General features: G+C 45.9%; 11 protein-coding genes. 9 read left to right on the top strand and 2 right to left on the bottom strand.

The genetic code is table 11. The annotated features are described in order from the left end of the window. Window positions 1-297: 297 nt before the first annotated feature. A complete protein-coding gene (gene queG / locus AK965_RS13200) occupies window positions 298-1,425 on the bottom strand; it encodes a tRNA epoxyqueuosine(34) reductase QueG (RefSeq protein WP_099080049.1) in 1,128 nt (375 codons plus the stop codon). A 375-nt stretch (window positions 1,426-1,800) separates the two neighbouring features. Here queG and tsaE point away from each other — a divergent pair, with 375 nt between their 5' ends. The 8 genes from tsaE to hflC all read left to right on the top strand — a co-directional run bounded on the left by tsaE (window position 1,801) and on the right by hflC (window position 10,957). Next, window positions 1,801-2,265, top strand: coding sequence for a tRNA (adenosine(37)-N6)-threonylcarbamoyltransferase complex ATPase subunit type 1 TsaE (gene tsaE / locus AK965_RS13195; protein ID WP_099080048.1), 465 nt, complete (start codon window positions 1,801-1,803; stop codon window positions 2,263-2,265). Further along, window positions 2,259-3,977, top strand: a complete 1,719-nt coding sequence (locus AK965_RS13190) for an N-acetylmuramoyl-L-alanine amidase (protein ID WP_099080047.1) — start codon at window positions 2,259-2,261, stop codon at window positions 3,975-3,977. Before tsaE ends, AK965_RS13190 begins: the two co-directional genes overlap by 7 nt. A gap of 18 nt (window positions 3,978-3,995) precedes the next feature. Beyond that, window positions 3,996-6,014 (top strand): DNA mismatch repair endonuclease MutL, encoded by a 2,019-nt coding sequence (gene mutL / locus AK965_RS13185; protein WP_099080046.1) that lies wholly within the window; start codon window positions 3,996-3,998, stop codon window positions 6,012-6,014. After that, window positions 6,011-6,943, top strand: a complete 933-nt coding sequence (miaA, locus tag AK965_RS13180) for a tRNA (adenosine(37)-N6)-dimethylallyltransferase MiaA (RefSeq protein WP_099080045.1) — start codon at window positions 6,011-6,013, stop codon at window positions 6,941-6,943. Before mutL ends, miaA begins: the two co-directional genes overlap by 4 nt. Window positions 6,944-7,137: 194 nt before the next feature. Then, complete coding sequence (hfq, locus tag AK965_RS13175; RefSeq protein ID WP_099080044.1) at window positions 7,138-7,401, top strand: RNA chaperone Hfq; 264 nt, start codon at window positions 7,138-7,140, stop codon at window positions 7,399-7,401. Window positions 7,402-7,439: 38 nt separating this feature from the next. Beyond that, window positions 7,440-8,729 carry a ribosome rescue GTPase HflX gene (gene hflX / locus AK965_RS13170; protein WP_099080043.1) on the top strand — a complete coding sequence of 430 codons (1,290 nt, stop codon included), beginning with the start codon at window positions 7,440-7,442 and terminating at the stop codon, window positions 8,727-8,729. 45 nt (window positions 8,730-8,774) lie between these two features. Then, complete coding sequence (gene hflK, locus AK965_RS13165) at window positions 8,775-9,974, top strand: FtsH protease activity modulator HflK (protein ID WP_099080042.1); 1,200 nt, start codon at window positions 8,775-8,777, stop codon at window positions 9,972-9,974. Window positions 9,975-9,976: 2 nt separating this feature from the next. Then, the gene (gene hflC / locus AK965_RS13160; protein ID WP_099080041.1) at window positions 9,977-10,957 is read left to right on the top strand and encodes a protease modulator HflC; all 981 of its coding nucleotides are present in this window, start codon (window positions 9,977-9,979) and stop codon (window positions 10,955-10,957) included. A 77-nt stretch (window positions 10,958-11,034) separates the two neighbouring features. Here hflC and AK965_RS13155 read toward each other — a convergent pair whose 3' ends face one another. Next, complete coding sequence (locus AK965_RS13155) at window positions 11,035-11,220, bottom strand: DUF2065 domain-containing protein (protein WP_099080040.1); 186 nt, start codon at window positions 11,218-11,220, stop codon at window positions 11,035-11,037. A 173-nt stretch (window positions 11,221-11,393) separates the two neighbouring features. Here AK965_RS13155 and AK965_RS13150 point away from each other — a divergent pair, with 173 nt between their 5' ends. Next, window positions 11,394-12,710, top strand: coding sequence for an adenylosuccinate synthase (locus AK965_RS13150; protein WP_099080039.1), 1,317 nt, complete (start codon window positions 11,394-11,396; stop codon window positions 12,708-12,710). The last annotated feature ends 47 nt before the right edge of the window (window positions 12,711-12,757 follow it).

Below are 12,757 nucleotides of genomic sequence, written 5' to 3'. Positions count from 1 at the left end.
TTGAAGTGGTAAAGAAAGATCCTTTCTTTATATTGAAGTTTAGCGTACATTATTTTTTCTCTTAAGTTATTGTTATATAGCAATAATGCTGCCTTTTGTTCGGATCGAATACGTTAAAATAGGATCATTATTTTGTTTTTTCTTGATCCTAGTCATTTCTTGAAGTTGTGTTTAACTTTTTTCTGTAACCCATTTTAACTAGGGTACTTTTCTTTTTTCCACATTGCGGAATTGAGAACAGCATCATGAATTGAATATGCGAAAAGTGTTTTCAATTTCTTGTATATAGGCTAAGTACTACGCGTCTCTCGCTAGACCCTTTTCAACGATTCGGATTAAACGTTTTTTCTTTATTTCGATAGGGTCAGATTGATTAAATGGCACTTGGTTGAGTTGCTGAGCTAGTGCCCATTCAACATGCTCATCAAGTAACTTACTTTCACCGCGCCTACTTTCTAGTGCTTCAATGTTTTTTTGGCTGTACTCTGCGTTCCCTAGTGCGATAGAAATATTACGCAGCCATTGTTCGTGCCCAATTCGACGGATGGCAGAACCTTCCATCTGTTTGAGGAAGGTTGCTTCATCCCAATTGAACATTGTGATTAAGTCTGGGTCTTCAAAACCCTCTCTGCGATGGAAGTCGTTCTGCTTGGTAATCTCAGCATCACGATTCCAAGGGCACACTAGCTGGCAATCGTCACAGCCATAAATGCGGTTACCCATTGGCTTACGGAATTCTTCTGGGATGACACCATCAAATTCAATGGTGAGGTAAGAGATACAACGTCGAGCATCCACGATTTTATCTTCGACGATGGCCTGCGTTGGGCATGAGGTGATGCAGGCTTTACATTTGTCACAGTGATCGACGCTAGGTTGGTCGACAGGCAGCGGTAAATCAATCAGTAGCTCTCCAAGAAAAAACCATGAACCACAGTCTTTATCTAAGATAAGCGAGTGTTTTCCCGTCCAGCCTAATCCTGCTTTTTGAGCTAATGGACGCTCAAGGATTGGAGCCGAATCGACAAATGGACGGTAGCCGTATTGACCGGCCTCTTGCTCAATGAGCTTGCCTAATTTATTGAGCTGTTTTCTTACCAACTTGTGGTAATCGCGGCCCAAGGCATAGCGACTGATGTATGCGTGGTTTTTGTTTGCTAGGTTAGAAGCAAATTTGGCCTCTGGTGGCAGGTAGTCCATTCGCACGCTGATAACACGAACCGTTCCCGGTAATAACTCCGCGGGTCTGGCGCGCATCATACCATGACGAGCCATCCAGTCCATTGAACCGTGGTAACCAGAGTCGAGCCAATTTTGTAGCGCGACCTCATGTTCACTAAGATCAACATCGCAGATGCCGACTTTTTGAAAGCCAAGCTCTTTTCCCCAAATTTTAATTTGTTGTGCGAGTTGTTCGTAGTTCATATTTTATCACCGAGATAAAGGGGGCCGGATCTTAACGGATCTTATTTGCAGGTGCTACCAGAAAGTCTAGTTTTGTTGTTTAGTATGGACTCATCCTAGGTTAGCTTAGGGGCAGTGAGTGACTTCTAAGTTGCTTGATATGGAACAGAGAGGCTGTATTGGGTTACTGGATCGCAAACGAGTCAATTCATTGTTGCTAAACCAAGCGTCTAGACTTGATTTTAGTATTGAGTTAATGAGTTGTGTTTTGGTCTATTTGATTACTTTTTTCGCATATATGACATTTGAGAGCTTGTCTCTCAAAACCAACACAGTTTACTATTCCTGTTCTTTTGATTTTTATATAGTCAACGATCAATAGTTAGAGAAGCAATAATGAGCACGAAACAATTTCACTTAAAAGATGAGCACGAAACGGTCGCATTAGGTACCGCATTGGCTCAGCTTTGTTCTCAACAAACCACGATTTATCTGCATGGCGATTTGGGTGCAGGTAAAACGACGTTTAGCCGTGGTTTTGTCCGTGCTCTTGGTCATCAAGGCAATGTTAAAAGTCCAACCTATACTTTAGTTGAGCCTTATCAGCTAGATAAGTGGCAAGTGTACCATTTTGATCTTTATCGTCTTGCGGATCCTGAAGAACTCGAATTTATGGGTATTCGAGATTACTTTACTGATGATGCAATTTGCTTGGTTGAATGGCCAGAAAAAGGGCATGGCCTGTTGCCACAACCTGATCTTGATGTGGATATTCGCTACCAGGGCGAGCAGCGTATAGCCGAATTAACGGCGAACAATGAATATGGTGTGCAGTTACTCAGTCAATTGGAGTTATGTTGAGTATTTCGAATTTTAGGTCAGTGGTGGCATTCGTCGCCACTTTTCTCCTTATCATCCCCAATTTAGCGTTTGCTAACGTTGTTAAAAACTTCCGAGTCTGGCCTTCACCTGATGAGACTCGTGTCGTTATCGATTTAAGCTCCGAAGCAGACTATTCTTATTTTTCGTTGTCGAGTCCTGATCGTTTGGTTGTGGATCTTAAAGACACATCAATGCAAGCTCAGTTGCCCGTTTCGGTGACCGATAGTCCGGTATTAAAGCGAGTTCGTAAGAGCTCACCACCAAACAAAAATACTTACCGTTTGGTATTTGAACTTAAAAAGGGTGTAAAGGCGGAGCTGTTTAAGCTTAGCCCAACACCAGGCGGCCGATATGGTCACCGTCTTGTGGTGGATTTGTCGCACGGCAATAATGCATCGAGCACCACCAAGCCGACGAAGCCGTCTACAACAAGTAAAGATATGAGCACGGTGCAACGTGGACAGGAAATTTTGATTGTTATCGATCCTGGTCATGGTGGTGAAGATCCTGGTTCAATCGGTCCATCGCGTCGTAAGTATGAAAAAGATGCCGTGTTAAGCATTTCTCGCAAGATCGCAGCGCAGCTTGATTCCGTTCCTGGGATCAAAACCAGAATGACGCGTAAAGGGGATTACTTTGTCAATCTTAACCGCCGAGTGGCGATAGCTCGAGAGAATGACGCCCACTTGTTGATTTCTATCCATGCGGACGCCTTTACCTCGCCACAACCGCGCGGAGGATCGGTGTTTGTGTTAAATACACGTAGGGCAAACACGGAGATTTCTCGTTGGGTAGAGAACCATGAGAAGCAATCGGAGTTGCTGGGTGGTTCAGGTACGGCATTTGTTAGTAATACCAGTGATCGTAACGTAAACCAAACGTTGTTGGATTTGCAGTTTAGCCATTCACAAAAAGAAGGCTACAAACTAGCAACGGAGATTTTAGGAGAGATGGGTAAAGTAGCGCGTTTGCACAACTCAAAACCGATAAACACCAGCCTAGCGGTGTTACGTTCTCCGCAGATCCCATCGGTTCTGGTTGAAACCGGCTTTATTTCAAATCCGACGGAAGAGAAGCTACTGTTCCAGCGTTCGCATCAAGACAAGTTGGCACGTTCGATTACCAAAGCGGTTGTGAAGTACCTGAAAGATAACCCGCCAGAAGGGACGGTATTTTCGTCGTCGGCAAAGCCAATCGTTCATACCGTGAAACGGGGTGAGTCGCTCTCTGTGATTGCACAAAAATACGGAACGTCAACCAAAGCGATCATGAGTGAGAACAAGCTAAAATCGAGTGGCTTAGCTGTTGGTCAGAAATTGAATATCCCTGGGGGCGCTGCCGCCGCGGTATCAATTCCGAACAAAGCAAACACGGTAGAAACAGAGACCATCACTCACACGGTTAAATCGGGTGAGTTCCTAGGTAAGATTGCTAGCCACTATAAAGTGAAGATTGCGGATATTCGCCGCGAGAACAATCTGAAATCAGATACGCTTCGAGTCGGTCAGAAACTCAAGATCACCGTTGCGGTGAAAGACAAGCCAATCCGTAAGCATAAAGTGGCGCGTGGAGAATACCTTGGTAAGATTGCCTCAAAATATGGTGTGAGCGTATCGAGTATCCGTAAGGCAAATAACTTACCTTCTGACGAGCTAGCCGTAGGACAAGAGCTAATTATCCCTAATAAGTAAGTGAGCTTATAACTCATCATGACCATTAAGATTTTGCCAGCTAGACTGGCAAACCAAATCGCGGCAGGAGAGGTGGTTGAAAGGCCTGCTTCTGTCGTGAAAGAGCTGGTAGAAAACAGTCTTGATTCGGGCGCAACACGTATCGACATTGATATCGAGAAAGGTGGCGCTAAGCTGATTCGCGTGCGCGATAATGGTAAAGGGATTGTGAAAGATGAGTTAGGCTTGGCGCTCAGTCGTCACGCAACATCGAAGATCCATACCCTGGATGACCTGGAAGCGATTATGAGCTTAGGCTTCCGTGGCGAAGCGCTGGCGAGTATCAGCTCGGTATCACGTTTGACGATGACTTCTCGACCCGCGACGCAAGATCAGGCGTGGAGCGCCTATTCTGAAGGGCGTGATATGCAAGTAAAGTTACAACCAAGCGCACACCCAATTGGTACCTCAGTTGAAGTGTTAGATCTGTTCTTCAACACACCTGCCCGTCGAAAATTCTTGCGCACTGAAAAAACAGAGTTCGCTCATATTGATGAGTTATTGAAACGTATTGCTTTGAGTCGTTTTGATGTCACGATCAATGTTCGTCACAACGGCAAAATGATCCGCCAATATCGTGCGGCAAAAAATCAGCTTCAGACTGAAAAGCGTATCGCTGCAGTGTGTGGCAATGGCTTTGTACGTAATATGCTACGTATTGAGTTGGAGCACCAAGGGCTCAAGTTGCATGGCTGGATTACGACACCGGAAGGAGCGAGGCAGCAGAGCGATCTACAATACTGCTATGTAAATGGCCGCATGATGCGTGACAAGCTGATCAATCATGCGATTCGTCAAAGCTATGAAACCAGCTTAAAACCGGATCAGTTTGCAGCGTATGTCTTGTTTATCGAGCTTGACCCACACCAAGTGGACGTGAACGTTCATCCAGCGAAGCATGAAGTACGCTTTCATCAAGCGCGACTGGTGCACGATTTTATTTATCAAGCACTGGCTGATGCCCTTGTGCAAAGCTCAGTGATTGATAAGCCACACGTCAACGAATCTGCGTTCCACCATGCTGAGTCAGTAGAGCCGTTTGAGACAATGGTTCCAACTCCTGAACCAGCCAGTGCACCGGAGCAAACAAGTTCACCAGTACCAGAGCGTGTCTATCAAGCGATAGATAACACACCAGCCTATCCGGGACGCTCGGACTACGAAGCGAAACCTTGCGATCGTCCTCTAAGTGATTCCTCAGTGCGGGAAGCGCGCGTGACGGACTCTTTCAAACGAACTGATTGGATAGAGTCCAAACCAGCGCCTAAACCGAACTCAAACAAAGAGCAGCGACATGCTGAGCCCGCACCAAGTAAACAAGAAGTGCGCGCTTATCATGAATTACTGCAAACACCAGATTTTGAATCGAAGCAGACACCATCGTTGACAGACATGGCTCCTCGCTCTGAGGCTCAGCCTTCACCTGTAATGGCATTAGGCAAAGCATTAGCCATCGTGGATGAACGGTTTGTCTTGATGAACAGCGATAGCGGTGCGGCTCTAGTGGCATTGCCAAGAGCGGAGTTTTACCGAACCCAAGGGCAGCTCACTCCGAGTGATGGGGCGTTGAAGGCTCAACCGCTATTGGTGCCATTATCGGTGAAGTTGGATTCTGGATTGATTAAGTTAGCCCAAGATTTCCAACAAGATTTTGCTCAGCTTGGTATCCAACTGAAAGCCAGAAATGACAAAGCCTTGATGGTGATGGGTATGCCAGCACCGTTACGTCAACAAAACTTACAAAACTTGATACCAGATCTGTTATCTTACGCGCAAACACGTATGAAGGAAGAGGTGGCAACAGCCCAGATGCTGCCGGATCTTATCGATTGGCTTGCTTTGCAGGTTACAACGGTTAAGAGCCACTATACTCTCTCTGAAGCCATTCAAATTATTGCGGAACTTGAACAGCTACGACATGGTCAATTGCCATTAGAAGATACAAAGTTTGTATCAGCTGTTGATTTCTCTGCCACGATTGCCAAATTAAAACCATGACAGACAAACTACCTTTGGCTCTTTTCTTAATGGGGCCAACCGCATCAGGTAAGACTGAGCTGGCGATACGCCTGCGTCAAAAATACCCAGTTGAGATCATCAGCGTGGACTCCGCGTTGATCTACAAAGGGATGGACATCGGCACCGCCAAGCCAGATGAGCGTGAGCTTAGTTTAGCGCCACATCGCCTTATCGATATCTTGGATCCGAGTGAGTCTTACTCTGCTGCAGATTTCCGTCGTGACGCGCTGCAGGCGATGAATGAGATTGTTGCTGAAGGAAAAATTCCGCTACTGGTTGGTGGTACGATGCTGTATTACAAGGCATTACTTGAAGGTTTATCACCTCTTCCAGCAGCAAACTCTGAAATTCGTCAGCAAATTGAGCAAGAGGCATTGACTAAAGGTTGGTCAGTGTTGCACGATGAACTAAAAGAGATTGATCCTGTATCAGCAGCGAGAATCCATCCTAACGATCCTCAGCGTTTGTCTAGGGCGTTAGAAGTTTTTCGTATTTCAGGTCAGACTCTGACTGAGTTGACTCAAACGAAAGGCGATAGCCTGCCGTTCCGAGTTAAACAGTTTGCAATAGCTCCCAAGGATAGGGCTGAACTTCACCGTCGAATTGAACTGCGTTTCGAGAAAATGATGGCTGCTGGTTTTGAAGATGAGATGAAAGTGCTTTATGCGCGTGATGATCTTCACCCAGATCTACCTTCTATTCGCTGCGTGGGTTACAGGCAGATGTGGGAGTATTTAGACGGGGAGTGTACACGAGACGAAGCGATTTTTCGTGGCGTATGTGCAACTCGTCAATTGGCCAAGCGACAAATCACCTGGTTACGCAGCTGGAATGATTTAACTTGGTTGGATAGCGGCAACATTGAACAGGCACTGGCAACCATGTCAGAAGCGATAGCATCTGATTGACATTGCTGTGTATAATGTGATCGTTTTGGCGTGAACGCACTCTCAAAGGATCGGTTGTTGGCGGTTTTTATATTATGCTGCTAATTAATTAGAGTGCTTTTTTGATTCGTTTAGCTCTGATGCAAAAAGAAGTGCCTTTTGCATTGCACCACTAGCTAAATAATTACAACTACAAATTAAATAAGGAAAATAAAATGGCTAAGGGGCAATCTCTACAAGACCCATTCCTAAATGCGCTACGTCGTGAGCGTATTCCGGTATCTATTTACCTGGTAAACGGTATTAAACTACAAGGTCAGATCGAATCATTCGATCAGTTCGTGATCCTGTTGAAAAACACGGTAAATCAAATGGTGTACAAGCACGCAATCTCTACCGTTGTTCCGGCTCGTCCAGTGAGCCATCACAGTGGTGATCGTCCTCAAAGTGATCGTCCACAAGAGAAATCTGAAGATTAATTCTTCATTTCGTATTTTTACAATAAGGAGTTGATTGCTTGTTTGACCGTTATGAATCCGGTGAGCGAGCCGTACTTGTTCATATCAACTTCACGCAAGAAGGTGAATGGGAAGATCTGGCTGAATTCGAAATGCTGGTGTCTTCTGCAGGGGTAGAGACGCTGCAAGTTGTCACTGGTAGCCGTCGCTCCCCTCACCCGAAATACTATGTCGGAGAGGGTAAGGCACAAGAAATTGCTACTGCGGTACAATTGACGGGTGCTGAAATAGTGATTTTTAATCACTCCCTCTCTCCTGCCCAAGAACGTAACCTCGAAAAACTGTGCCAATGTCGAGTTCTCGATCGCACTGGTCTTATCCTTGACATCTTTGCTCAGCGAGCACGAACACACGAAGGTAAGCTGCAAGTAGAGTTGGCTCAACTTCGACACATTTCTACTCGTTTAATTCGTGGTTGGACGCACCTTGAAAGGCAGAAAGGCGGTATTGGTCTACGAGGGCCGGGTGAAACTCAGTTAGAAACTGACCGCCGACTATTGCGTGACAGAATTAAAGCTATCCTTCGTCGTTTAGATAAAGTGGCAAAGCAGCGTGAACAGGGACGTCGTGCCCGAAATCGAGCTGAAATCCCAACGATTTCTCTCGTCGGTTACACCAACGCGGGTAAGTCGACACTTTTCAACTGTATTACGGAAGCTGGCGTTTACGCGGCAGATCAACTGTTTGCAACTCTTGACCCTACGTTACGTAAGATTGAGTTAGCCGATGTTGGGTCTGCAATTCTTGCTGATACCGTTGGATTTATCCGACATCTGCCTCACGATTTGGTTGCGGCCTTCAAAGCAACGTTGCAGGAAACGCAAGAAGCTGACATTTTGTTACATGTTGTTGATGCCAGTGATGAGCGTTTTCGTGAGAATATTCAAGCTGTTCATGAAGTTTTAGAAGAGATCGAGGCACATGAAGTGCCAACGCTCGTCGTCATGAACAAGATTGACAATCTAGAAGAGCAAAAACCACGTATAGATCGTGATGAGGAAGGCCTTCCTCGCACCGTTTGGGTTTCTGCTATGGAAGGGATAGGTATTGATCTCCTGTTTGATGCGCTGACAGAACGTTTAGCGTCGCAAATCGTTGAGTATCAGTTGAGAATTCCTCCACAGTATCAAGGACGATTCCGTAGTACATTCTTCCAAATGAAGTGTATTCAACGTGAGGAATATGACCAGGAAGGTAACTTGTTGATCGATATTCGAATGCAGCAAGTAGATTGGTCTAGACTTGAAAAAAGAGAAGGGGCAGTTTTAGTCGACTTTATAGTCACTTAAAGGACTGCTACAGTATAACGTCATATCAAATGATGGAGCTTTCTAATGGCGTGGAATGAGCCTGGAAATAACAACGGCAACAATGGCCGCGATAATGACCCTTGGGGTAATAATAATCGTGGTGGCCAGCGTCCTGGTGGCCGAGATCAAGGTCCGCCAGATTTAGATGAAGTGTTCAGCAAACTGAGTCAAAAGCTGGGTGGTAAGTTTGGTAAAAAAGGCGGCGGTAGTTCACCTATCGGCGGTGGCGGTAGTGCGATTGGCTTCGGCATCATTGCACTTATTGCGATTGCGGTGTGGTTCTTCGCTGGTTTTTACACCATCGGTGAAGCAGAGCGCGGTGTGGTTTTGCGTTTAGGAAAGTACGATCGTATCGTCGATCCCGGTCTGAACTGGCGTCCTCGCTTTATTGACGAAGTGACGGCTGTAAACGTGCAGGCGATTCGTTCGCTACGTGCATCTGGTCTAATGCTGACTAAAGATGAAAACGTAGTAACCGTCGCGATGGACGTTCAATACCGTGTTGCTGACCCATACAAATACCTATACCGCGTAACCAATGCTGATGACAGCTTGCGTCAAGCAACAGATTCGGCGTTACGTGCGGTCATTGGTGACTCACTAATGGATAGCATCTTAACCAGTGGCCGTCAGCAAATCCGTCAAACGACGCAAGAAACACTGAATCAAATCATTGATAGCTACGATATGGGCATCGTGATTGTTGACGTGAACTTCCAGTCTGCACGTCCGCCAGAGCAAGTAAAAGATGCGTTTGATGACGCTATCGCTGCACGTGAGGATGAAGAACGTTTCATCCGTGAAGCCGAAGCGTACAAGAACGAAATCTTGCCGAAGGCAACAGGTCGTGCTGAGCGTTTGAAGAAAGAAGCGCAAGGTTACAACGAGCGTGTAACCAACGAAGCTCTTGGTCAAGTGGCGCAGTTTGAAAAACTACTGCCTGAATACCAAGCGGCACCTGGCGTTACTCGTGACCGTCTGTACATTGATGCCATGGAAGAGGTTTATTCAAGCACTTCTAAAGTGCTCATTGACTCTGAATCGAGCGGCAATCTGCTTTACCTACCAATTGATAAGTTGACGGGGGAAGGTCAAACAGACACCAAACGTAAATCGAAGTCTTCTTCAGCGTACGATCATATTCAACTTGAGTCTGAACGCCCGAACCAAGACACTTCGAGTACGCAGTCTCGTTCAACAGATTCACGTCAAGGGAGATACTAAGAATGCGTAAGTTAATGATCCCTGTACTGGTCATCGCACTGGCATTAATGTTGATGTCACTATTCGTTATCCCTGAAGGTGAGCGTGGTATCGTGGTTCGATTTGGTCGTGTATTGAAAGACAATAACGATATCACTCGAATCTACGAGCCGGGTCTGCATTTCAAAATGCCACTATTTGACCGCGTTAAGCAGTTAGATGCGCGTATCCAAACCATGGATGGCCGTGCTGACCGTTTCGTAACTGCGGAGAAAAAAGACGTAATCATTGATACCTACGTGAAGTGGCGTATCGAAGATTTCGGACGTTACTACCTAGCGACAGGTGGCGGCAATACACTGACTGCTGAAGCGCTTTTGGAGCGTAAAGTGACGGACGTGCTTCGTTCAGAAATCGGTTCTCGTGACATCAAACAGATCGTGTCTGGTCCACGTAATACTGACGTATTGCCAGACGATCTAGATAGCGATGAACTGAATAGTGAAGCGGCACGTGAGGCATTGGAAATCGATGGTGAGCGTGATCTAATCATGTCTGAAGTGTTGAAAGACACGCGTGGAAGCGCAATGAAAGACTTGGGTGTTCGCATCGTTGACTTCCGTATGAAGAAGATCAACCTTCCAGATGAGATTAGTGAATCAATCTACCGTCGTATGCGTGCCGAGCGAGAGTCTGTAGCACGTAAGCATCGCTCTCAAGGCCGTGAGAAAGCCGAAGTTATCCGCGCACAAGCAGAGCTTGAAGTGGCAACGATTCTGGCAGAAGCGGATAAAACCGCTCGTGTAACACGCGGTGCAGCAGATGCAGAAGCGGCGAAGATTTACGCCGATGCGTACAGCAAAGATCCTGAATTCTTTAGCTTCTTACGTTCTTTGAAGGCTTATGAGAAATCGTTCAGCTCTAAGAGCGACATTCTTGTTCTGGATCCGAACAGCGAGTTCTTCCAGTACATGAACAATGCGCAAGGCGCTAAAGTCGAATAAGCGTGTCTTTAAATCAAAAAGGCTCCTGTTAGGAGCCTTTTTTGTATCGGCTGAGAACGTAGTAGTTGTTTCGGAGGTTAGCTCATCATGACCGCAATGATTGTTCCTGCAACCACAAGGCAACCTCCAATACGTCGAAGTTGGTTGTCTGGCTGTTCACTCAATTGTGCCACCATGTTACGCCAACCATTTGGCGCAATAAGTGGGCCAATCCCTTCCACGATCAATACTAGCCCAATCGCTAGCCAAATAGACTCTGACATAGTGAACCTTAGTCGATTTAAGAAAAGTAAATATTATCAGTGATATGGGGGATGTGACATGCGCAATGTCGGCGAAATTGCATTCTAGTACTGACTCTCTGAACAAAAAATGACTGCAAGAAGGGGGATTCGGTGCTAAAATCCTTTTTTAACTAGCAATCAGACTTGGAAAGATGGGAAATAACGTAGTCGTTCTAGGCACCCAATGGGGTGACGAAGGTAAAGGTAAAATCGTAGACCTTTTAACTGAAGATGCAAAATACGTGGTGCGCTACCAAGGCGGTCACAATGCAGGTCACACACTTGTAATTGACGGTGAAAAAACCGTTCTTCACTTAATTCCATCAGGTATCCTTCGCGATAACGTAAAATGCGTTATCGGTAACGGTGTTGTACTATCACCTGAAGCTCTAATTAAAGAAATGAAACCTCTTGAAGAGCGCGGTATTCCTGTTCGCGAACGTCTTTTCATTTCTGAAGCATGCCCTCTCATTCTTCCTTATCACGTTGCGCTAGACCAAGCGCGTGAAATTGCACGTGGTAAAAAAGCGATTGGTACGACTGGCCGTGGTATCGGTCCTGCGTACGAAGATAAAGTTGCTCGTCGTGGTCTACGCGTTGGCGACCTATTCGATATGGAAGCATTCGCTGAGAAACTAAAAGAAGTGATGGAATACCATAACTTCGCTCTAGTGAACTACTACAAAGCAGACGCAGTAAGCTACGAAGAAGTACTTGAGCAAGCGAAAGGCTACGCTGAACTACTTACTTCTATGGTTATGGACGTAACTGACGAACTAGACGCAGCACGTAAGCGCGGTGACAAGATCATGTTCGAAGGTGCACAAGGTACTCTGCTAGATATCGACCACGGTACTTACCCGTACGTAACTTCTTCTAACACAACCGCTGGTGGTGTTGCTGCCGGTTCTGGTTTTGGTCCTCGTCACCTAGGTTACATCCTTGGTATCGCGAAAGCTTACTGTACTCGCGTTGGTGCAGGTCCATTCCCAACTGAGCTATACGATGGTTTAGACAAGCAAGATCCAGTAGGTAAGCACCTTGGTACTGTTGGCCATGAGTTTGGTGCAACAACGGGTCGTCTACGTCGTACAGGTTGGTTCGATGCTGTTGCGATGCGTCGTGCAATCCAAATTAACTCTGTTACTGGTTTCTGTCTAACTAAACTAGACGTACTAGATGGTCTAGAAGAGCTAAAAATCTGTACTGGTTACAAGATGGAAGATGGTTCTGTACTAGAAGTTTCGCCAATGGCAGCTGATGAGTACGAAAAAGTAACGCCAATCTACGAAACGATGCCTGGTTGGTCTGAGAACACATTCGGTGCTAAATCTCTAGATGCGCTTCCACAAGCCGCTCTAGATTACATCAAACGTATCGAAGAGCTAACTGGCGTGCCAGTAGACATTATCTCAACAGGCCCAGACCGTAACGAAACTATCATTAAAGTTCACCCATTTGGTGCTTAATCGATACTCGGTAGAGATTGTAAAAGCCGACTTTAAAGTCGGCTTTT

It is taken from the genome of Vibrio sp. PID17_43, from assembly GCF_002608565.1.
Classification (GTDB): domain Bacteria; phylum Pseudomonadota; class Gammaproteobacteria; order Enterobacterales; family Vibrionaceae; genus Vibrio.
This window is presented reverse-complemented; position numbering and strand designations above follow the sequence as displayed.

Bases quoted from the DNA above. Each gene is read 5' to 3' on its own strand.
- queG (WP_099080049.1), bottom strand. From the start codon at position 1,425: ATGAACTACGAACAACTCGCACAACAAATTAAAATTTGGGGAAAAGAG.
- tsaE (WP_099080048.1), top strand. From the start codon at position 1,801: ATGAGCACGAAACAATTTCACTTAAAAGATGAGCACGAAACGGTCGCA.
- AK965_RS13190 (WP_099080047.1), top strand. From the start codon at position 2,259: ATGTTGAGTATTTCGAATTTTAGGTCAGTGGTGGCATTCGTCGCCACT.
- mutL (WP_099080046.1), top strand. From the start codon at position 3,996: ATGACCATTAAGATTTTGCCAGCTAGACTGGCAAACCAAATCGCGGCA.
- miaA (WP_099080045.1), top strand. From the start codon at position 6,011: ATGACAGACAAACTACCTTTGGCTCTTTTCTTAATGGGGCCAACCGCA.
- hfq (WP_099080044.1), top strand. From the start codon at position 7,138: ATGGCTAAGGGGCAATCTCTACAAGACCCATTCCTAAATGCGCTACGT.
- hflK (WP_099080042.1), top strand. From the start codon at position 8,775: ATGGCGTGGAATGAGCCTGGAAATAACAACGGCAACAATGGCCGCGAT.
- hflC (WP_099080041.1), top strand. From the start codon at position 9,977: ATGCGTAAGTTAATGATCCCTGTACTGGTCATCGCACTGGCATTAATG.
- AK965_RS13155 (WP_099080040.1), bottom strand. From the start codon at position 11,220: ATGTCAGAGTCTATTTGGCTAGCGATTGGGCTAGTATTGATCGTGGAA.
- AK965_RS13150 (WP_099080039.1), top strand. From the start codon at position 11,394: ATGGGAAATAACGTAGTCGTTCTAGGCACCCAATGGGGTGACGAAGGT.